Source organism: Bacillus sp. FSL R9-9497 (genome assembly GCF_038005805.1).
GTDB classification, from domain to species: domain Bacteria; phylum Bacillota; class Bacilli; order Bacillales; family Bacillaceae_G; genus Bacillus_A; species Bacillus_A cereus.
In genome coordinates this window covers 2,416,866-2,437,710 of the sequence record NZ_JBBOTY010000001.1, presented here as the reverse complement: position 1 = coordinate 2,437,710, position 20,845 = coordinate 2,416,866, and the positions used below count along the sequence as shown (strand labels likewise).

The window sequence follows — 20,845 nt, the reverse complement described above, 5'->3', positions numbered from 1 at the left end:
ATACAGAATCATCGCTACAAGTACATAAATGTTTGATATTATAGTAATGTTGATGATTTGTAAGGAAAGGAACTACACAATGAATAAAAACATATTAATTATTGATGATGATAAAGAAATTGTTGAATTACTTGCTGTTTATTTGCGAAATGAAGGCTATAACATTTATAAAGCTTATGATGGCGATGAAGCATTGCAAAAGGTTTCTACATATGAAGTTGACCTTATGATTTTGGATATTATGATGCCAAAGCGAAACGGATTAGAAGTTTGTCAGGAAGTGCGTGAAAATAATACTGTACCAATTCTAATGCTTAGTGCAAAAGCAGAAGATATGGATAAAATATTAGGTCTTATGACAGGTGCCGATGATTATATGATCAAGCCATTCAATCCATTAGAATTAGTAGCAAGAGTGAAAGCTTTATTACGAAGATCCTCTTTCCAAAACGCTACTTCGCAAAAGAATGAAGATGGTATTATTCGTATTCGCTCTGTTGAAATACACAAACATAATCATACTGTTAAAGTAAATGGAGAGTATATTAAATTAACCTCTATTGAGTTCGATATTTTATATTTACTTGCAAGTAATACAGGAAGAGTATTTAGTTCAGAAGAAATTTTCGAACGCGTTTGGAATGAAGATGGTTACGGTTCAAATAAGACTGTAATGGTTCATATTAGCAACTTACGGGATAAACTTGAAACAGTAATAAATGGAGAAAAATTTATTCACACTGTTTGGGGAGTTGGCTATAAAATTGAGAAATGAAGCATTTGATATATTAAAAGATATCCCTAAATGGAAACTTATTTTTTGGCTCTTATTAGCTATCACACTCACGCCTATTACTGAGTTAATTATTTATCGCCTCGTTACGAGTGTAATTGAGAGTTCACTTACTCTAACTGAACTTGGTAAAGAATTCATTCGAATTTTTGGTTATGAAAAGTATAAAGGGATTAAAGAATCGTTATGGATGATGATTGTATCTTATTTGTTTTTATTTTCTATTTTTTCATCCTATCTTTACATTTTTTATCGTCACGAGAAAAAACTTTATTATGAAACTTGTATTAAAAAAATGATAGAAGAAATTCGTTATATTGCAAATGGAAACTTCAATCATAAAGTTTCTATTGTAAATCATAATTATCTAGAAGAATTAGCAATCGGGGTCAATGAAATTGTTGAACAATTAAAAGTCTCCATTGATGAAGAAAGACAAGCGGAACAAGCAAAAAGTGAACTTATTACAAATGTATCACATGACTTACGCACTCCCCTTACTTCTATAGTTGGATACGTAAATTTAATCCATCATGATAATTATAGAGATGAAGTAGAATTGCGATACTATATTCAAGTCATTTACGATAAAGTAACTCGTCTTAATGCATTAATGAATGACTTGTTCGAATATACACGTGTTCAAAATAAAGAGTTAAGCTTGTATTCTGTCCCTATTGACATAGTAGAGTTACTTGGGCAATTAACTGTTCAATTCCGTATACAATTTCAAGAAGCAAATATAGAATGTCGACCTTCTTTCCCATCTCAAAAGCTCATGGTATTAGCTGATGGTGAAAAATTAGTGCGTGTGTTTGAAAATCTTATTATAAACGCTATCGCTTATGGAAGCGAAGGTCGCTATATTGACCTTACTGCTTATGAAAGCAATAATATGATTACAATTGATATAACAAATTACGGACAACCTATTCCTAGTACGGATTTACCTCATATTTTTGAACGTTTTTATCGCGTTGAGAAATCTCGCTCTACAAACACTGGTGGATCTGGACTTGGATTAGCTATTGCAAAAAGTATAGTCGAATTGCATAAAGGAACAATTGAAGTATATAGTGATGATGAAAAAACAACATTCACTGTAAAACTACTCCCATACAAATGTTAATATTATAAATAAAAAGTTCAATTTCTTATCATATAAGAAATTGAACTTTTTCCATTAACACCCAAAATTTAATAATCCTTTATAATTCTTTAGAAATTCTTTACCTTTTCTTTCTTCCTAATTAAGCATTCCTTTTTACAATACTAGTATTGATGTCATAATAGGAGGATCGCTTATGCAATTCTTAAAGAAATTCGCTATTTTATTATTATCTTTTTTTATTACTGCACTTATCGTTTTATATTTTTATCTTTATGTAAATGGTCCCATTATTCAAGCTAAATCAGCTATTTTAATAAATGCTAATTCAGGTGAAATTGTTTATAAAAAAAATGAAGAAACTCCGATACAATCAGCTGCTTTATCTAAATTAATGACAGAATATATCGTATTGGAGCAACTAAATGATAGAAAAATACAGTTAGATGACTTCGTACAAATAAGTAACGAAGTTTTCCGAGTAGAAACAAGCCCTATACAAGTAACATCGAATGATAAAACAACGGTTCGTGATTTACTTCATGCATTGCTACTGGCAGGGAATAATCGTTCTGCACTCGCTCTAGCAGAACACATTGCTGGAAATGAAGATAACTTTACAATATTAATGAATAAAAAAGCAAAAGAACTAAAGTTATTACAACCATCTCCATTTCTAAACTCTACTGGAATTAATAATGATACAAATAAACAATCAACTACAACAGCAATAGATGCAGCTAAACTAGCAGCACGATTAGTAAAAGATTTTCCAGATGTATTGAATATTACGAAACTAACCTCTTACCAATTTACCTTCAAAGATTCCCAAGTTTTCAATACGAATAAAATGATATATTCCCTTAATGAAAACATTAAACTTCAAGGTGTTGATGGCTTACAAACTAGTTTTTCAACTAACGGTAATTATAGTTTTGTTAGTACAGCAAAACTTGGAGATACTAGACTAATTTCAGTAATATTAGATGCAGATGAAGAAAACATTTCATTTATTGAAACAAAAAAGTTGCTACAGTATGGTTTTGATCCTTCCTCGTACTCTGCACTCCAAGCTTTTAAAGACACAATTACATCCTGGACAATATTACTTCAGTTTAAAAATTTAATTATACAAACTATAATGATTTTTTTAATCATTACCACCTTAATGTTTTTACATATACGTCAGAAAAAATCCGAGGATTTCAATTAAGAAATCTTCTTATATATAAAAACCGACTTGCGTTTGAGATGCAAGTCGGTTTTTAATTCTATCATCCTCGTCCAATCAAATTTGCTGAAACAGATTGCAAGTTTAACTCCCTCGCCCATATAGATAGCTGACCAATATAATGAATTTCATATCCCATTACATGTCTTAAAACCTATGTTTTTCGAGGCATACATCCATCTCTGTTTCCGTTCGTTGTGTTCTTTTGTTTAGTATAAATGGGTTAATCTATTAATTCTATTAAATCCAACAATTGAACTATTACATATTAAAGTTCTATTCATATACTATAGTAGATTACTAGAAAGGAGGCTTAACTATGGATAGTTGCGTTGTATTTGTAAACGGACAACCTTTTTTAGTTCTTTCAGTAGCTGGTATTGAAATTGCTAGATTAGAGATTTCCCTTCAAGTAGCATTAGCTCTAAGAGTGCTTGGGATACCAATCTGTGATTAATTACCAAATTAAAAGAAAAAGAGGGCATTAGCCCTCTTTTTTTATTTTCTTCTCACCTTTTCTTAACAACAAACAAAATTCAAATTTGATTAATTATAAAAAATTAAAATATATGAACGTTACATGAAACACTTGTTAAAATAGCTGTCCTTCACACTATTTATTTCGCGACATTATATAATCAAAGCACACAATGATTAACTTTTTATACGGCTTATTTTAAGTGTGCTAGCATTCTATGCTAGATGATCATGACTGCAAAAAAACTTCAAGTTCTCGTTTATATAAATCAAATAACGCTTTCACTTTTTGAACCGATTGATAATCTTTAAATTGCGGTTTTCTATCTTCTTCTCCTTGAAGAGCACTAATCCAACTATACTCTACATCTACAATATGAAATAATGTTTCTAAAATACCACCAGTTTGCAAAGTAAATCTTCCTCTGAAAGTTGTTCACACCACTTAAACCAATCATCTCTTACTTGCCAATTATATTGAAATAAAGTGTACACATTTATCTCTCTCTTACTTCAATTATCCACCTAACAGCATCTGTTATACATTTAACCATTGACAATCACTTCTCTTCGGCCAAGTTCCTCTACAGCGTGATTAATTATTTCACTTACAGATAAAGAACCATCCAATATGATATCTGAATTCGGCTTAACAGTATGAATTGCCTCTAAATAAGCTTTTCTCGCATATGTCATGTAATGTTCCAAATCATTATGTATTTCATCTATTGTACCTTCCTTAAAATCTCGCAAAATCCTTCTAGCCATCGCAATATCTAAAGGCGTATCAATAAATATAGTTACATCAATGAATTTTCGCATCTCACTATTTAAGTATGCAAAAGGATAATCTACAATAATATAGTCTAAGGTATTATTTTGTATAAGTTGCTCAATATCATGAATTAATGGTGTTAATACCCACTCGTCGTAATTCGCCCCATCATCAATCCATTTACAAATATCAGCAGGACAGTTATCAAATGTATAACTATCAAAATATAAAGCTTTTGAGTTTTTAAACTCATGCTTTAATCTTTCTGTAATTGTAGTTTTACCTCCCCCTGAAACAGCTGCAATTGAAATTATTTTTGTTTTATTATCCACTATACCCACCAAGCCTCTTTTGTTAACATAATATAATTATAAATTACTATCGTTGCTACTTCTTCCATTCATATTCTAACATACTCATTTCCCATAAATTCCAATACGTTTCTCCTACTCTTTTTGACTCTCTTAATAAGCCTTCTTTTACAAACCCTATTTTTTCGTAACATGAAATGGCCGATGTATTAAAATCATACACACCAAGAGTTACTCTATGTAGTTTTAATTTGTCAAAAGCAATATGAAGTACTGCTTTCATCATATGTTTTCCTATAGAACGTCCTCTCATCTTCGTATTACCAACTAATACTTTTCCAATTCTAGCGGACTTGTTAATATTATCTATTTGCCCAAGCGAAATATGACCAATAACGTCTGAAGTCTCTTCATCTACCACTTTGAAAGCGAATGTATTTGCACTTTCTATATACTTCTCTAATTGCTGTTCGTCTAAAGGAAATGTGAAGGCATTACCTGACCATTGTATTAGAAATTCTTCGGAATTAATCCAACTTATTAATTGTTTATAATCAGATTTTTTAAAGGTTTCTAGTTTAATCACTTCCTTGCTCCTTTCGTACATCATGCTTTATAACCTCAAACTTATTTCTATATAAAGAATATATTCTCCTTTTATATGAAATTAAAATAAAGCCATTCATGTGAATGGCTTTACAAAAAAGCAGCATAATTATGCCTTGTTTGCTACATCAATACCATTAAAATCAAAGTCAGCAGTAACCGTTGTAACAGGTGGGAAAATTGCTTCAATTTTGCAAATGGAAATAATTACTCCAACCGATCCAGGAATAGCCGCAAGCTTAACTACATCACAACTTACAGACGAAACAGTACCTACATAAGTACGTCCCTCTGTGTTAATTTGAACTGTTCGATTAATTAATTTCTTAAGTTCATCTCTAATTCCTTGTACACAAGAATTATCACATTTCTCATGCTGTTCTTTTTTACACTCTTCGAATACTTCCCAACAATCATCCTGTTTACATGTACACTTCTTTTTACAATTATTAAATCGAGAACCCAATACCTCACCCCCTAATCATTTCTATTAGTAAAGTATGTCCACTAGCTTAAAAGGGTACGAGGCAAACGCATAAAAAGAAAAAAACAAGCAATTGTACCAAACCTTCTTTTCATTATTCATTATAAAAACAGACCTCTCCTAATTAAAAGCTTGTTTAATGAGCGGCCGTGAATTTAGTCCTACTCCATTTAATGTTTAGACACCGCTTTCTAAAACAAATCTTTTTTCTTTTAAATAAGACGCTCCTTAAAAACGCACTAGATTTTCCCATTAACTCACATATACATAGACTTTATTTGTGGATTTTTCCTTTGTTATTGTGAAATATACATTCAAAAAAGCGTACTCGAAAATAAGATATTATTTGTAATCAGAACGCTTTCTTCAACAAATGTTTATTAAAAAATACCATAACTAGTAGTAGTTCCCTCCACTATCTCTTAAAAATTAGCATAGTTTGTATGAACTCTATATCGAGTAGAAAACACTCTATTATATAGAGATAAAATAGTAGGTTAATAAACAAGCCATTTTTTTATTAAAACATAGAATAATATGAACACTATTGAAAGGAGGTAGAAATAAATGTCATGGAAAAATGATTGCTGGAGTTCTCAGAAAAAGCATTGTTGTGATGATTGGTGGAAATCTAAAGAAAAGTGTCATCGTGATGATGATTGGAGTTCTCAGAAAAAGCATTGTAATGATGATTGGTGGAAATCTAAAGAAAAGTGTCATTGTGATGACGATTGGAGTTCTAAACGAAATAAGTGTCGTTGTAAATGTTTCTTTATTTGTTGCCATTGTAAAAGAAAAAATTGGTAATATTTTTAATGTCAACTTAACGGAAAGAATATGTCTTTTGGAACCAATCGGACTTTTCCGGAAAGTTGATCCCTCACCTACTTCCTTGCTTTCGCTGAATTTTTAGGTGGGGGCATTACTGCCTGACAAATAGCGAGATAAATACTAGAATGTAATATATAAAAAGCTGACTGAGTATAGTCAGCTTTTTATATATGAACACGTAAAGGTTTAAACAGACATATAAGCAGTCACGCTTTGTCATCACCTTGTTGTTGTAAATTAGTATTCCCCCATTGAATAGACATTCTATAATATCGTATTTTGATTAAAACTATAAAACATACTTAACACTAATAGTAGAATTTTTCATCTTCATCAACTTCACTTCTTCTTTTTTTATAAACATAAAAAAGGAGCTCTATTTATATAGAGCTCCTTTCTAATTTTATAATTTACTAGACTGTAACCCCTGAATAAACGGAACTACTTCAGGATTTACAAGTGAAGACAAATCACCTAATTCTTTTCCTAAGTAAGCTGCTTTAATAACACGGCGCATTACTTTAGAATTACGTGTTTTCGGTAAATCTTCTACAACGTGGATGTCTTTAGGACACAACGCTTTTCCAATATGAGAGTTTACTAAACTCATTAATTCTTTCTTTAATTCTCCTGTGAATGTTACATGGTCTCTTAATACTACAAAACAATGACAAACTTCACCTTTTACTTCGTCAGGTATACCAATTGCAGCAGCTTCGATTACATCGTTATGTTTCACAAGAATAGATTCATATTCAGCAGGTCCAATACGTTTACCTGCAATATTTAACGTATCGTCTGAACGCCCTGTGATGATATATTGTTCACCATCGTAAATGACCCAGTCACCGTGGACCCATTTATTTTCAAAACGCGACCAATATGTGTTTATGTAACGTTCATCATCTTCCCAGAAGCTTTTCGTCATACCTACCCAAGGTTTCTCTAAGCATAATTCTCCGACTTCATCTCGAATTGGTTTACCTTGATCATCCAGTACGACAGCTGCCATTCCTGGTAAAGATGCGTTAAAACTAATCGGTGCTATTGGCTTAATAAGAACATTACCGAAAATCCCACCAGAGATTTCAGTTCCACCTGAGTAGTTACAGATTGGGACATTTCCTTTTCCAACTGTTTCAAATAACCACATCCATGGATCAGGATTCCAAGGTTCTCCTGTTGATGCGAATACTTCCAAACTCTTTAAAGAATGTTTATTGACATACTCATCACCTTTTGCCATTAATGCTCGGATTAACGTTGGCGAAATACCTAAATGAGTAATCTCATATCTATCAACTGTCTCCCATAACCGGTCTGCTTCTGGGAAGTCTGGAACACCTTCGTACATAACCATCGTTGCTCCATTAATGAGTGAACCGAATAATAGAAACGGCCCCATCATCCAGCCCATATCAGTTACCCATAATACACGATCACCTTGTTTAATATTCATTCCAAATCCTGCATCAAAAGCTGCTTTCAAAGGAAATCCTGCATGCGTGTGTACTGTTCCTTTCGGCTTACCAGTCGTTCCTGATGTATAAATGAGCATTAATGGATCATCACTTTGCATTTCCTCTGCATGTATGAATGGTTTTTCTTTTTCTAGCGTACTCCACGAAAAGTCATAGTTATGTGGTGTAAAATCATTTCCTGCATGACGAACGATAACAACTTTTTCAACAGTTGGGCAATGTTCACAAGCTTTATCTACTTCATCTTTTAAAGAAACAATTTTACCGCGGCGTGAAAATCCATCTGCGGTAATAATCATTTTTGAACCTGCCGCTTGCACACGTGTCATAACTGCATCAGACGCAAAGCCTGAGAATATTGGTGAAATAATTGCTCCGATTTTCATTACAGCTAGCATCGCAACAACTGTTTCTGGAATCATCGGCATATAAATTGTTACACGGTCACCTTTCTCAATACCCGCGTGTTTCAAACCATTTGCAACACGGCTTACCCAGTTGTCAAGCTCTTCATATGTAAATGATTTTGAAGTTCCATTTTCCCCTTCGTACTGAAGTGCTGGCTGTATTCTCGTCTCTTCATCCGCAAGCCAGCGGGATAAAGCTGATTCTACAACGTTACATGTTCCGCCATTATACCACTGTGCAAACGGTGTACCATTTTCTAAATCTAACACTTCTGTATAAGGTTTCATCCATTGATAGCCTACTGCTTTTTCTGCCTCTCCCCAAAACCAAGCTGTTTCCTCAATAGATTTATTATAAAAAATTTCATAGTCTTCATATCCCAATGATTTCATCCAACCATATAAACGTGTTTTTTCCTTGTACTCTTCTGTTGGAAACCAAACTGCTTGTTTCAATGTTTTCCCCTCCTTAACTTTTTGAGCAAGAAAGCCCTAAATAGGGCTTTTAAACTGGATATACAGGATGTTTACGATCTGTGAATACTTGATATTTGCTCATATACATTTCGAAACGTCCTTTTAACTCTTCACGTAAATTGTTTGGATGAACAATACCATCAATCACCATCTCTGATGCTAAGTGGTATATATCAATATCTTTCTTATACTCTTCACGTTTTTCAGCAATGAAGCTAGCACGCTCTTCTTCTGGTAAAGCTGCAATTTTATTTGCATATACAGCATTAACCGCAGCTTCTGGACCCATTACCGCAATAGAAGCTGTCGGTAATGCCAGACAGCAATCTGGTTCAAATGCTGGACCTGCCATCGCATATAAACCAGCGCCATATGCTTTACGAACAACGATAGAAATCTTCGGTACAGTTGCTTCACTCATTGCAGAAATCATTTTTGCACCGTGGCGAATAATACCGGCACGCTCTACTTTTGTACCAATCATAAATCCTGGTACATCCGCAAGGAATAATAATGGAATATGATATGCATCGCATAAATTAATAAACTTAGCAGCTTTATCAGCTGAATCGTGGAATAATACGCCGCCTTTCATACGCGGCTGATTTGCAATAATACCAACTGGCTTACCATCAATACGTGCTAAGCCTGTAATTAGCTCTTGAGCAAATAATTTTTTTACTTCATAGAATGAACCTTCATCAATAACTCTATTAATGAGATCTTTCATATTGAAAGGAGCATTTTGATTTTCTGGAATGATTTGTTCTAACGTTTTATCGAATTGTTTCGGTTCTTGAGGTGTAACCAATGGAGTCTTTTCTAAATAGTTGTTTGGAAAATATGAAATGTATTGTCTTGCTTGTGTAATCGCATCTTCTTCCGTCTTACATAAAACATCTCCGCATCCTGATACAGAGCAATGCATACGAGCTCCGCCCATCTCTTCTAAAGTTACCTTCTCACCGATAACCATCTCAGCCATACGAGGAGATCCTAAATACATAGATGCATTTCCCTCTACCATCATTACAACGTCACAAAAGGCTGGAATATACGCACCACCAGCTGCAGAAGGTCCAAATAACAAGCATACTTGAGGAACTTTACCTGATAACTTCACTTGATTATAGAAGATTCTTCCTGCACCGCGGCGCCCTGGGAACATTTCTACTTGATCTGTAATACGCGCTCCAGCAGAGTCAACTAAATAAAATAACGGAACACGTAGTTTTTCAGCTGTTTCTTGAATACGTAAAATCTTTTCAACTGTGCGTGATCCCCATGATCCAGCTTTTACAGTAGAATCATTGGCCATTACACACGCAGTACGACCATGTATTTTACCCGTTGCCGTTACAACGCCATCCGCAGGTAAGCCTGTTTGTTCACAGTTAGCAAATAATGCATCTTCTACATATTCGCCATTATCAAATAGAAGCGCTAAACGGTCTCGAACGAATAATTTTCCTTTTGCTTTATTTTGCTCATGATATTTCGGTGCCCCGCCTTGTTTAATTGTTTCAACTCGTTCTTCAAATGAATTAGATTGTTGTTTTTGGTCTAACATATTTACTCCCCCTTATACATCGGTTTGCGTTTTTCTTTGAATGCCTGTAATCCTTCTATGCGATCTTTCGTATGGATTACACCTTCATACGCTTGTTTTTCCATTTGTAATCCGGTATGTAAATCAACTTGAATACCATTTGAAATTGCCTCTTTTGCTAATCGAACAGCAATAGGTCCATTACTAGCAATTTTCTCTGCTATTTCAATCGCTTTCTCTTCAAGTAAATTAGCTGGTACAACAAATTCTACTAAACCGTATTCTTTTGCTTCTTGCGCTGAAATACGTCTACCTGTATAAATTAATTCTTTCGCTCTACCAGCACCAATTAATCTCGGTAAGCGCTGTGTACCACCTGCTCCTGGTATAATTGCAAGTGTCGTTTCAGTAAGACCAAGACTTGCAGATTCAGCAGCAATTCTAAAATCACAAGCTAAACTTAATTCCGTACCACCACCAAGTGCAATTCCATTTATAGCAGCAATAACTGGCTGTGGTAATTGTTCAACCATCTTCATAGTAGTACGAATCATACTAACAGCATGGCGAACTTGTTCTTCATTCATACCGGCACGCTCTTTTAAATCTGCACCAGCACAAAATGCTTTTTCACCAGCACCAGTCAAAATAACTACACGTGCGTTTGAATCTTCACTTATTTGAGTTAATATCGTTTGTAATTCATCTAATAATGCCAAAGATAATGAGTTTGCTTGTCTTGCACGATTTAACGAAATCTTTACTACGTGAGGTGTTACATAATCAACGGAAATGTTTTGTAATTGTAGCATCTACTCACCTACTTATCGTTTTATGTTGAAGCGCTCTATACACATGACTCGGTAATTGGATATTCAACTTACTTTGAATAAATTGACTAGCTCTCAATAACTTTTCTTCGTCTATATTCGTTTGGACTCCTAATTTATGGAGCATATGTACTAGGTCATCAGTGGCAACATTACCTGATGCTCCTGGTGCATAAGGGCAGCCCCCGAGTCCACCACAAGAACTATCAAACGTTGTAATACCGTATTCTAATGATTTAACTACATTCGCTAGAGCCATTCCATACGTATTATGAAAATGCATTGCAAACTGCGAAGCATCATACTTCTTTAATAGGTGTTCTAATACTTGTTCTACTTGTAATGGATTCGCTACACCGATTGTATCCCCAAGAGAAACTTCATAAATGCCGTATGAAAATAGTTGATTACATAATTCGTCAACTGCTGCGAGACTTATATCCCCTTCATAAGGACATCCAAATACAGTAGAAACATAGCCTCTTACCTTTTTCCCTTCGAATAATGCCTGTTTTGTTATATCTTCAATTACAACTAATGCTTCTTTAATCGATTTATTAATATTACTTTTATTATGAGATTCACTTGCTGATAAAAAAACATTCACCTCATCTACATTTTGCAAAAAAGCTCGTTCCAAACCATTTTGATTCGGAACAAGCGCAGCATATGTAACATTTGGATCCCTTTTCAGCTCAGAAAATACATCATTTGCATCCGCTAATGCAGGGACCCATTTTGGGTGAACGAATGAGGAAACTTCAACATACGACAATCCTGCTTCTGTAAGTAGTTGAATCCATTTTACTTTATCTTTTGTGCCAACAATCTTTTTTTCATTTTGTAAGCCATCACGTGGCCCGACTTCTTTAATGACAGCAAAATTAGGTAGTTTCAATTCGCTTCCCCCTATATCTCCCTATTCAATTTCTAATAATACATCTCCTTCATTTACAAAATCGCCTTCTTGCACATTAATTTTCATAACCGTGCCAGCTTCTTCTGAAATGATTGGAATTTCCATTTTCATAGATTCCAAAATGACGACATCCTGCTCTTCCTCTACTGTATCTCCTACTCCTACAACAATCTTCCAAACGTTTCCTGCCATCGATGCGTATACTTTCGTCATCATTTTTTCCCCCTTAATATTGTTAAATCTTATTTTTTAACGAGTTGTTTCGTTACAAAGCCTGTTGTATAAATACCCTCTTTGAACACTTCGTCTTCCAAAACTTGCAGTAGCATTGGTGTGTTCGTTTTAATACCTTCTACTTTTAATTCCTCTAGAGCATCATGTAATTTTGAAATTGCTTCTTCACGAGTCTCGCCATGTGCAATGACTTTCGCAATCATTGGATCATAGAAAGGTGTAATCGTTACATGATTTTCTAAGAAGTGATCAATCCGTACATTTGACGGTAATGTTAAATCTGTAATTTTCCCAGGTGACGGGAAGAATGTTTTCGGATCCTCTGCATAAATACGAGCTTCAATGGCATGACCACTACGTTTTACATCATCCTGAGTAAATGATAGTTTCTCTCCACTTGCAATCAGAAGTTGTTGTTCTACAAGGTCTAATCCCGTAATTTCTTCTGTCACTGGATGCTCTACTTGTAATCTCGTATTCATCTCTAAGAAATAGAAGTTCTTCTGATCATCTACAAGAAACTCAACTGTACCTGCATTTGTATAACCAAGTGCTTTGGCAGCTTGTACAGCAACTTCTCCCATCGCCTTTCGTGTACCTTCATCTAAAAATGGTGAAGGTGCTTCTTCGATTACTTTTTGATTTCGGCGCTGTACCGAACATTCACGCTCCCATAAATACACTGTGTTACCATGTGTATCTGCTAAAAGCTGAATTTCAATATGATGCGCGTCTGCTATATATCGCTCTAAATACATTTCTCCGTTACCGAAGAAGTTTTGCGCTCTCGTTTTATTACTTTCAAACGCTTTGGTGAGCGTTTGCTCAGTTTCCATCAACTGCATACCAATGCCTCCGCCGCCTGCGGATGCCTTAAGCATTAATGGATAACCAATTTGTTTTGCAATTTCAATTGCTTCTTCAGCAGTTTCAATATTTGTAGTAATACCTGGGACTACTGGGACATCTGCTGCTTGCATTGCGATACGTGATTCGATTTTACTTCCCATCTTCGTAATGATTTCTTCTGAAGGACCGATAAATACGATTCCTTCTTCTTTGCAGCGAACCGGAAAAGACGGATTCTCTGATAATAAACCATAACCCGGATGAATTGCTTCTGCATTTGTCTTCTTAGCTATTTCAATAATTTTTTCAAGGTTTAAATAGCTTTCTTGGACACGCGGTCCACCTACTAAGTAAGCTTCATTTGCCATTTTCACATGAAGGGCATTTTCATCTGCTTCAGAATAAATAGCAACAGTGCGAATGCCAAGTTTTTGACAAGTTTTCATAATACGAACAGCGATTTCCCCGCGATTCGCAATTAATATTTTTTGAAACATAGTGATTCCTCCCTTTTATCTACATCCTAAATGTCTAGCAATTACGAGACGTTGAATTTCAGAAGTTCCTTCACCAATTTCTAATAGTTTCGCATCACGAATATGTCGTTCAACTTCATATTCACGCATATAGCCATATCCACCATGAATCTGTACTGCTTGATTCGCAATACGGCTTGCCGCTTCCGATGCAAATAGTTTTGCCATTGCCGCTTCTTTACCGAAAGGTTTATCGTTATCTTTTAACCAAGCTGCTTTATGTACTAAATTGCGTGCTAGCTCTACTTCAGTCGCCATATCAGCTAATTTAAATTGAATCGCTTGGAAATTAGAGATTGACTTTCCAAATTGTTGACGTTCTTTCGCATATTGCAATGCACGTTCAAAGGCTGATTGCGCAATACCAACTGCCAATGCTGCGATTGAAATACGTCCTCCATCAAGTGTATATAAAAATTGTTTAAAACCTTTATTTACATCACCAAGAATATTTTCTTTCGGTACACGAACACCATCAAGTACGATTTCACAAGTATTAGAAGCGCGAACGCCCATTTTATCGTAAGGACTAGAAATCGTTAATCCTTCACTAGTAGTAGGTACGATAAATGCTGAAATGCGTTTTCTACCATTCTCTTCAACACCGTTGACAGCGGTTACAATAATGGTATTTGCATACTCTGCGTTTGTAATCCAACACTTCTCACCACTGATTACATACTCATCGCCATCTAGTACCGCTTTCGTTTGAGTACCACCTGCATCTGATCCAGCATTCGGCTCCGTTAATCCGAAGGCACCTAATGTTTTACCTGACGCCATTGGAACTAAATACTTTTGTTTTTGTTCTTCTGTACCGAAATAATAAATTGGAGAAGCACCTAATGAAATTGTTGCAGCATAGCTTAAACCAGTGCCACCACAAGCGCGACCAATTTCTTCAACTGCTAACGCATACGATACAGTATCGCCACCTGAACCTCCATACTCTTCTGGGAATGGGATGCCTAATAATCCTAGTTCGCCCATTTTTTGAAATGTTTCATATGGAAACTCTGCAGTTTTGTCATAATATACAGCTTTCGGTGCGATTTCCTTTTCAGCAAAGTCACGTACCATTTCTTTAATCATTTGTTTTTCGCGAGTTAGAGTAAATTCCATTCCGCTACACACCCCTTATCGAATATTGAGTTTCGACAGCGTGCGAGTTTCTACTACAAACATAACAACTTAAAAGACAAGAATATTAGTTAGACAATTGCTACAATTCTGTCATAACTTAATTTTAAAACAGATTCTGTACTAATGCACAAAAAAATTCCTACATTGTTCTACAACAACATAGGAGTTTTCTTGTCGAAATATGTAATTTATTGTTTAATAATCTCTACCTTTACCCGAATCTGAAATCTCTACTAAAGCTTCAGGGTATGGTTCGAAATATGTTTGTCGTAATAAATACTTTTCATCAAATCGAAGAGCCCATGATTTTAAAATTGCAAGTATACTACTAAGCGGGCTTTTCTTTTCTTTATATTTTTGTATCAGATCTAAAAAATGATCTTTTTCTTGTTTTTTCAATTTTGTTTTAAAATATCCAAAAATATGTTCACATACATTTACATTCGATGTATAGCGGGGTGTACGCATAAATAATTCATATAAAGTCTTCTCATAGTTTTCAAATACAACTTCAATCTTTTCATTTTTGTGATTTGCAATTATACGCCCTAATTCCTTTTGTTTCACTTGATTATATGCCATAAATAAATATTTATTGTCCGACTGAAACGATACAAGGTCTTTCATATTTTTATTATGTTTAATCATTTTGTAATATGCGATTGTAAATAGTCTTGTAAAGAAATGCTCTCTAATAATAAAATTCGACAATCTGCCTTCCTCTTCAATAGGAAGATGCGAAAAATTTTTTACTACTGCTCCGCCAAATAAGCCCGATCCTTTTCCCTTTGCTGGCGCTTTTTCAAAACCAGAATAAATTTTCACATCACGCGTACCACAACTTGGCGAACGATTCTTTAAAATAAAACCATCCACATCCGATATCGTTTGTAAAAAGTCATTTGAAAACTGCTCCATTTTTTCAGTTACATCTTCTCGTGTCGACGGTTGCACAAGTCTGTTCTCACCATTTTCTTCTACAATTCGTATCGTTTCACGAGGAGTTCCCAATCCAATCTCCACTTCTGGACAAACAGGTATAAATGTAACAAATGGCTGCAAATTTCGTATTGTTACATCTGGAATCATCTCTCCATTATAACGACAAGCATCAAATTCTAAACATTTACTCACAACAATTGTTGGTTTTGCAAATTGTCGCATTTCATTACCTCCTTTGTACTAGTCCGTACTATATAAATTGTACTAAGTTTAGTATCGTAATCAAAGTTTGTTTTATTTAATATTTTAATGCACATATTCAATGCCATTTTAACAGTTATTTAGCTCTACGACGTAAAGATGTTCGCTTTAAAATCATGGTTTGATACTATCACAAATGAATAATGCACAAAAGAGTTGGAGAATGTAATACGTAAGAAAGGAGGAGAAATTTATGAAGAAAAAATTATCATCTATTTTAAGTGTTTTAGCACTATCTATTATGTTTTTAGGTACATCTGCCCAAGCTGAATACGATGGAAATCATATGAATAGAGTTAATAACACTGATATTTCAACTCGAGTTAATGACAATAATTTAGACAGAGTTAATAATGATGTGAGAACTCGAAATGTAAATACGACAAATGATTTAAATGATAATCGTGATAGAAATAATAATTGGGCTTGGCTCGGTTTATTAGGACTAGCAGGATTATTAGGTCTTAGAAGAAGAGACAAAGAAGTACGTTAATCTAGAATGTTTTTCGTAAACAAGTACTTATTTATCAAAAATATAACAAATATAAATCGCCTTTTTAAAGGCGATTTATTATTTTGCTTAAATGTAACATATGTAATTCATACTTCGACGATTAATTTCGTGGCGTTAATCCGTACAGTATAAATTGAATCGTATTTTCAATTTCCAAATCATCATCCCATTTTTCTTCAGGTAATAATAAAAATCTTGTTAATAATAAACCTAATACAGCTGATAAAGTAAGTCTTAATACTGAAGATGGCGGCATTTCAATAATTTCCCCGTCTTCTTGAAACTTTACAATCAACTTTTTAAAATGTGAAAATAACTCTGTTTCTACTAAATGTTGTATTTCATTTTTTAGTTCTGGCTGAAATGGCACTTCTTGAATTAATATTTTTATCATTGGAAAATGCTTTTTTGCAAATTCAAATCTATTATAAATCACAACTCTTAGAAACCCTTCGTATGATTCATACTCCGATTTAAATATTTCCTTTGCGAAGGTTTGTACGAAAAATGGTGCAGCAAACTTTGTTAATGTTGGCATGACGACTGCTAACAATAAATCTTTTTTCGTCTTATAGTAGCGGAAGATGGTTCCTTCCGCTACACCAGCACGCTTTGCAATTTCACTTGTTGAAGTTGAAGCGTATCCTTTTTCTCCAAACATATCAACAGCCGCCTCTAATATTCGCATTTGACGTTCATTTCGTTTATCCGTATTAGTTGCAGCTATTAATTCCTCCAGCCAATCCTTCTGCATTTATAAAGCTCCTTTTTGTCATTATTATATTTTGCGATGTTTCTTTAAAGCAAATACATTTCCTACTGCAAATAATAGTGAAAAAAGTAATAATACAGTAAGATCTAATGCAATCTCTGTAAACCCTTGATTCCGAATCATCACTTGTCTCATTGCGTCAGCGCCGTATGTGAGTGGAAATACTTTCCCTAACATTTGTAGCCACTTATTCATAGATTCCATTGGAAACAATCCAGAAAAGAAGATTTGTGGCACAATAACAAGCGGTATAAATTGAATCATTTGAAATTCATTATTTGCGTATGCCGATAAAAACGTACCTAATGTTAGTGCAGTTAAAGAGAGCATACATGTAATAAGTAGCGTTAGCCATATGGAGCCAGCTACGTATAAATCTAAAATATAAACGGAAAAGCTTACGATAATAATGGATTGTATAAAGGCAAAGATTCCAAAACCAATAATATAACCTGCGACTATTTCCCATCTTCTTACTGGGGTGGATAATAACCTTTCTAGCGTACCACTTAAACGTTCTCTTACGAAAGATACACCTGATAATATAAATACAAAGAAAAATGTAAAGAAACCAATTAATACAGGACCAAGCCCATCAAACATCGTAAAGTCTTTAGAGCCATGTAAATAATTTACTTCAGGTTTCATAATCGATACATCATTCTTCTCTGTACTTTTTTGCAATACTTGAAGTACAGCACGATTTTTTGACGAATCACTACCTTCCAACAGAAGTTTCATTTTTCCATTCTCTATACGAAGTACTGCATCTACCTTTTGTTTTTCCAACTCAGAAATCGCCTTTTCTTTACTGTATTCATAAATTGACGCTTCTTGATTTTTCATCATTTTTACTATTTGAGCGGGCATATCAACAACAGCAATTTGCGGTACATAGTCTTTCTGTGTAAACACTAGTGACAAAAGCCAAAGTAATAACATCGGTGCTCCAAACATCATTGCTAACGAACGCTTATCTCGAAAAAATTGACGAATAATACGTATAATTACACCAGTAACTCTCATGATGGCACTACCTCTTCTAGCAAAAAGACATCTTCAATCCGTCCAGATGACACGCGTTTTTTCAATTCTTCAGTTGTTCCAACCGCAACTAGTTTCCCTTCTCTAATTAACCCTAGACGCTCACAAAATTCAGCTTCATCCATAATGTGCGTCGTTACAATAATCGTTGTGCCTTTCTTTTTAAGATCATAAAATTTTTCCCAAATCGTTTTTCTAAGAAGCGGATCTATCCCCACTGTAGGCTCATCTAAAATTAATATTTCTGGTTCGTGAAGGAGCGCTATTGCTAATGATAAGCGTTTTTTCATTCCACCTGAAAATTGTTGTACTTGCTTTTTCATATACTGTGACAATTGTACAAGTTCAAAAACCTCTGCAATTCTTATCTTTTTACGTTTTCCCTTTAGTCCATACATCGTTGCTATAAAATCTGCATTTTCATATGCTGACAATTCTTCGTATAATGCATCCGCCTGGGCCATATAACCAATTCTTTTCATTTCATTTAAATTAGGCATATTAGTATTATTAACAAGCACTTCACCTTTCGTTGCCTCATTAATACCTGCAATCATTTTAATGAGCGTTGTTTTCCCCGATCCAGAAGGTCCAACAAAACCAAAAATTTCTGCTTTTTCAACTTGCAATGAAAGATTGTGTAACACTTCTTTTTTTCCAAAACTTTTTGATACAGTCCGTAAAATAATTGAAGGTTGTTGCACGTTTCATCCTCCTTTTTCAATAAAATGAGTGAGTACTCACTTTTATTTTACCCTTGCTTAATTATATGTCAAACTTCATTGATTAGTATGTATGTTCAATCAACGATATTAAACAATGAAACAGAGTCGACATTAGAATTTCATTTCCTAAAATCGACTCTGTTTCATTTAAACTATAAATTTCACTTTACGTTTTTAAATTCATATACTTCCGAATTCTAGCAACATCTAAAGAATATTCAATAACTAATTGCTGTAACGGTAAAATAACTGTGTCAGGATATAAATGTGCATATTGTAATGTTTCTGCATATTTTTCTAACCTTTTTTCTAAATACTTTATTATTTGATCAGGATGACTTACTAATAAACATTTACAATAATAATGTATTTGTTCCTCAATCGCCGTGTATTCTTCAATTTCATATTCTTTATGCATGTGTACACCCCTTTAAGTTTTTTACATGAATTACTTATCACAATTTTCACTCGACAAATTTTAAGTTTTTTGATTATTTACACTATAACAAACAATCAGGGTCAAATTTTGTTACTTTATGTAACGTAGAAAATTTTTAACAAAATTGTAATGTTAACTCCTGCAAAATACATAAAATCTCTTTACTCACTTTTGCATAAAAAAAATCGTACAGCTTAATTTAACTGCACGACTACAATCTCTGGCCTATTCAAAATTCTTTGCGGAATGATACTATTTCCTAATCCTCTACTCACTACCATTGATGTATTTTGTTCTACATATAAACCTGCTGTATATTTAGGTAAAACACCTTGATTTGGAGCAACTAATCCACCGATAAATGGCAATCTAACTTGCCCTCCATGAGCATGTCCCGATAAAACCAAATCCAACCTCTCATTCGTATATTCCTTTATAAATTCAGGCCTATGGGATAATAATACATTATATCTATCTGGCTGCATTTCAATTTTTGCTTTTTTAATTTCATCTATTATAATATTTCCTTCATCACGGTTTCCAGTAACAAACTCTGGATCATCAATACCTAGCAAGTTTATTTCTTGCTCACCCTTTCGAATGCCTACATGTTCATTCCTTAAAACATTGACACCATATTTCTTCAACTCTTTTTCTAAACTGTTATACTTTCCAGACCATTGTTCATGGTTTCCTGTCACAAAATATACAGGATACTTCTTTACCATTTCTTGTATTAATTGCATACTCACTTCTGCATCGTATGATTTACTGTCAATTAAATCACCCGTAATCGCAATAATATCTGGGTCTATACTTTTTATTTTTTGAATTAACACATCTTGATTATCGCCAAATTTTTTTATTGTGTAAGTCTGAAATTTGTAGAATTTTATACCCTTTAAAAGAGGATGGTATTTTACTAGAGGTTATTTTAACCTCAGTTATACTTATTAAATTGTTCTGTAAATATAAAAAGATTGTAAAACCTACTAATATACAAATAATCATTACAATTCTATTAATTTTCTTTTTCATATTTTCTCCTTTACATTCTCATCAAACACTTCTATATGCTAACTGAATTATATTATACTTTCTTGAAAT

At 34.0% G+C, this 20,845-nt stretch carries 21 protein-coding genes and 3 pseudogenes; 6 read left to right on the top strand and 18 right to left on the bottom strand.

The window, feature by feature from the left end; translation table 11 throughout:
• Positions 1 to 79: 79 nt before the first annotated feature.
• The 3 genes from MKY21_RS12520 (at position 80) to MKY21_RS12510 (ending at position 3,114) form a co-directional block, all read left to right on the top strand.
• Complete coding sequence (locus tag MKY21_RS12520; protein WP_001038807.1) at positions 80 to 775, top strand: response regulator transcription factor; 696 nt, start codon at positions 80 to 82, stop codon at positions 773 to 775.
• On the top strand, positions 765 to 1,922 hold the full coding sequence (locus MKY21_RS12515) for a sensor histidine kinase (RefSeq protein WP_001243309.1): 1,158 nt from the start codon (positions 765 to 767) through the stop codon (positions 1,920 to 1,922). The genes MKY21_RS12520 and MKY21_RS12515 overlap by 11 nt, the downstream gene beginning before the upstream one ends.
• Before the next feature lie 175 nt (positions 1,923 to 2,097).
• Positions 2,098 to 3,114, top strand: coding sequence for a D-alanyl-D-alanine carboxypeptidase family protein (locus tag MKY21_RS12510; protein ID WP_016117959.1), 1,017 nt, complete (start codon positions 2,098 to 2,100; stop codon positions 3,112 to 3,114).
• Positions 3,115 to 3,175: 61 nt separating this feature from the next.
• Here MKY21_RS12510 and MKY21_RS12505 read toward each other — a convergent pair.
• Positions 3,176 to 3,286 (bottom strand): annotated as a pseudogene (locus MKY21_RS12505) (DinB family protein); the annotation flags it as partial.
• A gap of 165 nt (positions 3,287 to 3,451) precedes the next feature.
• On the opposite strand from MKY21_RS12505, the gene MKY21_RS12500 reads away from it, so the two are divergent.
• The gene (locus MKY21_RS12500; protein WP_000376554.1) at positions 3,452 to 3,589 is read left to right on the top strand and encodes a DUF3956 domain-containing protein; all 138 of its coding nucleotides are present in this window, start codon (positions 3,452 to 3,454) and stop codon (positions 3,587 to 3,589) included.
• 255 nt (positions 3,590 to 3,844) lie between these two features.
• Here the strand turns inward: MKY21_RS12500 and MKY21_RS12495 are convergent.
• The 4 genes and pseudogenes from MKY21_RS12495 to MKY21_RS12480 form a co-directional block, all read right to left on the bottom strand.
• Positions 3,845 to 4,104: pseudogene (locus tag MKY21_RS12495) on the bottom strand (DinB family protein); the annotation flags it as partial.
• Between the two features lie 51 nt (positions 4,105 to 4,155).
• Complete coding sequence (locus MKY21_RS12490) at positions 4,156 to 4,725, bottom strand: hypothetical protein (protein WP_170964296.1); 570 nt, start codon at positions 4,723 to 4,725, stop codon at positions 4,156 to 4,158.
• A 46-nt stretch (positions 4,726 to 4,771) separates the two neighbouring features.
• Complete coding sequence (locus MKY21_RS12485) at positions 4,772 to 5,305, bottom strand: GNAT family N-acetyltransferase (protein ID WP_000990087.1); 534 nt, start codon at positions 5,303 to 5,305, stop codon at positions 4,772 to 4,774.
• Positions 5,306 to 5,410: 105 nt separating this feature from the next.
• On the bottom strand, positions 5,411 to 5,767 hold the full coding sequence (locus MKY21_RS12480) for a hypothetical protein (protein ID WP_000535573.1): 357 nt from the start codon (positions 5,765 to 5,767) through the stop codon (positions 5,411 to 5,413).
• 598 nt (positions 5,768 to 6,365) lie between these two features.
• Here MKY21_RS12480 and MKY21_RS12475 point away from each other — a divergent pair.
• A complete protein-coding gene (locus tag MKY21_RS12475) occupies positions 6,366 to 6,698 on the top strand; it encodes a hypothetical protein (RefSeq protein WP_098616560.1) in 333 nt (110 codons plus the stop codon).
• Positions 6,699 to 7,019: 321 nt separating this feature from the next.
• On the opposite strand, the gene MKY21_RS12470 is transcribed toward MKY21_RS12475, so the two are convergent.
• The 8 genes from MKY21_RS12470 to MKY21_RS12435 all read right to left on the bottom strand — a co-directional run bounded on the left by MKY21_RS12470 (position 7,020) and on the right by MKY21_RS12435 (position 16,205).
• Complete coding sequence (locus MKY21_RS12470; RefSeq protein WP_061662951.1) at positions 7,020 to 8,960, bottom strand: AMP-binding protein; 1,941 nt, start codon at positions 8,958 to 8,960, stop codon at positions 7,020 to 7,022.
• 49 nt (positions 8,961 to 9,009) lie between these two features.
• Positions 9,010 to 10,551: an acyl-CoA carboxylase subunit beta gene (locus tag MKY21_RS12465; protein WP_000886744.1), complete on the bottom strand. Its 1,542-nt coding sequence runs from the start codon at positions 10,549 to 10,551 to the stop codon at positions 9,010 to 9,012.
• Between the two features lie 2 nt (positions 10,552 to 10,553).
• Positions 10,554 to 11,342, bottom strand: a complete 789-nt coding sequence (locus MKY21_RS12460) for an enoyl-CoA hydratase (protein WP_000939795.1) — start codon at positions 11,340 to 11,342, stop codon at positions 10,554 to 10,556.
• A gap of 4 nt (positions 11,343 to 11,346) precedes the next feature.
• On the bottom strand, positions 11,347 to 12,258 hold the full coding sequence (gene mvaB / locus MKY21_RS12455; RefSeq protein ID WP_000775429.1) for a hydroxymethylglutaryl-CoA lyase: 912 nt from the start codon (positions 12,256 to 12,258) through the stop codon (positions 11,347 to 11,349).
• A gap of 21 nt (positions 12,259 to 12,279) precedes the next feature.
• A complete protein-coding gene (locus MKY21_RS12450; protein WP_001987345.1) occupies positions 12,280 to 12,495 on the bottom strand; it encodes an acetyl-CoA carboxylase biotin carboxyl carrier protein subunit in 216 nt (71 codons plus the stop codon).
• Between the two features lie 26 nt (positions 12,496 to 12,521).
• Positions 12,522 to 13,859 (bottom strand): acetyl-CoA carboxylase biotin carboxylase subunit, encoded by a 1,338-nt coding sequence (locus tag MKY21_RS12445; RefSeq protein WP_000486742.1) that lies wholly within the window; start codon positions 13,857 to 13,859, stop codon positions 12,522 to 12,524.
• Positions 13,860 to 13,874: 15 nt separating this feature from the next.
• Positions 13,875 to 15,020, bottom strand: a complete 1,146-nt coding sequence (locus MKY21_RS12440) for an acyl-CoA dehydrogenase (protein WP_000397282.1) — start codon at positions 15,018 to 15,020, stop codon at positions 13,875 to 13,877.
• Between the two features lie 216 nt (positions 15,021 to 15,236).
• A complete protein-coding gene (locus tag MKY21_RS12435; protein WP_001248646.1) occupies positions 15,237 to 16,205 on the bottom strand; it encodes a YbgA family protein in 969 nt (322 codons plus the stop codon).
• 232 nt (positions 16,206 to 16,437) lie between these two features.
• Here MKY21_RS12435 and MKY21_RS12430 point away from each other — a divergent pair, with 232 nt between their 5' ends.
• Entirely contained in the window at positions 16,438 to 16,737 is a 300-nt protein-coding gene (locus MKY21_RS12430) for a WGxxGxxG family protein (protein WP_000728148.1), read from the top strand.
• Between the two features lie 121 nt (positions 16,738 to 16,858).
• Here MKY21_RS12430 and MKY21_RS12425 read toward each other — a convergent pair whose 3' ends face one another.
• From MKY21_RS12425 to MKY21_RS12405, 5 genes and pseudogenes are all read right to left on the bottom strand, one after another.
• The gene (locus MKY21_RS12425) at positions 16,859 to 17,512 is read right to left on the bottom strand and encodes a TetR/AcrR family transcriptional regulator (RefSeq protein ID WP_001168186.1); all 654 of its coding nucleotides are present in this window, start codon (positions 17,510 to 17,512) and stop codon (positions 16,859 to 16,861) included.
• 24 nt (positions 17,513 to 17,536) lie between these two features.
• Positions 17,537 to 18,556: an ABC transporter permease gene (locus MKY21_RS12420; protein WP_098616557.1), complete on the bottom strand. Its 1,020-nt coding sequence runs from the start codon at positions 18,554 to 18,556 to the stop codon at positions 17,537 to 17,539.
• Positions 18,553 to 19,278 (bottom strand): ABC transporter ATP-binding protein, encoded by a 726-nt coding sequence (locus MKY21_RS12415; RefSeq protein WP_001187066.1) that lies wholly within the window; start codon positions 19,276 to 19,278, stop codon positions 18,553 to 18,555. The genes MKY21_RS12420 and MKY21_RS12415 overlap by 4 nt, the downstream gene beginning before the upstream one ends.
• A 187-nt stretch (positions 19,279 to 19,465) precedes the next feature.
• Positions 19,466 to 19,717, bottom strand: a complete 252-nt coding sequence (locus MKY21_RS12410) for a hypothetical protein (protein ID WP_000548621.1) — start codon at positions 19,715 to 19,717, stop codon at positions 19,466 to 19,468.
• A 215-nt stretch (positions 19,718 to 19,932) separates the two neighbouring features.
• Positions 19,933 to 20,776: pseudogene (locus MKY21_RS12405) on the bottom strand (metallophosphoesterase).
• Positions 20,777 to 20,845: the final 69 nt, after the last annotated feature.

What these genes read in the sequence shown, in the direction of transcription:
- MKY21_RS12520 (WP_001038807.1), top strand. Translation starts at nt 80, where the DNA reads ATGAATAAAAACATATTAATTATTGATGATGATAAAGAAATTGTTGAA.
- MKY21_RS12510 (WP_016117959.1), top strand. Translation starts at nt 2,098, where the DNA reads ATGCAATTCTTAAAGAAATTCGCTATTTTATTATTATCTTTTTTTATT.
- MKY21_RS12500 (WP_000376554.1), top strand. Translation starts at nt 3,452, where the DNA reads ATGGATAGTTGCGTTGTATTTGTAAACGGACAACCTTTTTTAGTTCTT.
- MKY21_RS12485 (WP_000990087.1), bottom strand. Translation starts at nt 5,305, where the DNA reads ATGATGTACGAAAGGAGCAAGGAAGTGATTAAACTAGAAACCTTTAAA.
- MKY21_RS12475 (WP_098616560.1), top strand. Translation starts at nt 6,366, where the DNA reads ATGATTGCTGGAGTTCTCAGAAAAAGCATTGTTGTGATGATTGGTGGA.
- MKY21_RS12465 (WP_000886744.1), bottom strand. Translation starts at nt 10,551, where the DNA reads ATGTTAGACCAAAAACAACAATCTAATTCATTTGAAGAACGAGTTGAA.
- MKY21_RS12460 (WP_000939795.1), bottom strand. Translation starts at nt 11,342, where the DNA reads ATGCTACAATTACAAAACATTTCCGTTGATTATGTAACACCTCACGTA.
- MKY21_RS12450 (WP_001987345.1), bottom strand. Translation starts at nt 12,495, where the DNA reads ATGATGACGAAAGTATACGCATCGATGGCAGGAAACGTTTGGAAGATT.
- MKY21_RS12445 (WP_000486742.1), bottom strand. Translation starts at nt 13,859, where the DNA reads ATGTTTCAAAAAATATTAATTGCGAATCGCGGGGAAATCGCTGTTCGT.
- MKY21_RS12440 (WP_000397282.1), bottom strand. Translation starts at nt 15,020, where the DNA reads ATGGAATTTACTCTAACTCGCGAAAAACAAATGATTAAAGAAATGGTA.
- MKY21_RS12435 (WP_001248646.1), bottom strand. Translation starts at nt 16,205, where the DNA reads ATGCGACAATTTGCAAAACCAACAATTGTTGTGAGTAAATGTTTAGAA.
- MKY21_RS12430 (WP_000728148.1), top strand. Translation starts at nt 16,438, where the DNA reads ATGAAGAAAAAATTATCATCTATTTTAAGTGTTTTAGCACTATCTATT.
- MKY21_RS12425 (WP_001168186.1), bottom strand. Translation starts at nt 17,512, where the DNA reads ATGCAGAAGGATTGGCTGGAGGAATTAATAGCTGCAACTAATACGGAT.
- MKY21_RS12420 (WP_098616557.1), bottom strand. Translation starts at nt 18,556, where the DNA reads ATGAGAGTTACTGGTGTAATTATACGTATTATTCGTCAATTTTTTCGA.
- MKY21_RS12410 (WP_000548621.1), bottom strand. Translation starts at nt 19,717, where the DNA reads ATGCATAAAGAATATGAAATTGAAGAATACACGGCGATTGAGGAACAA.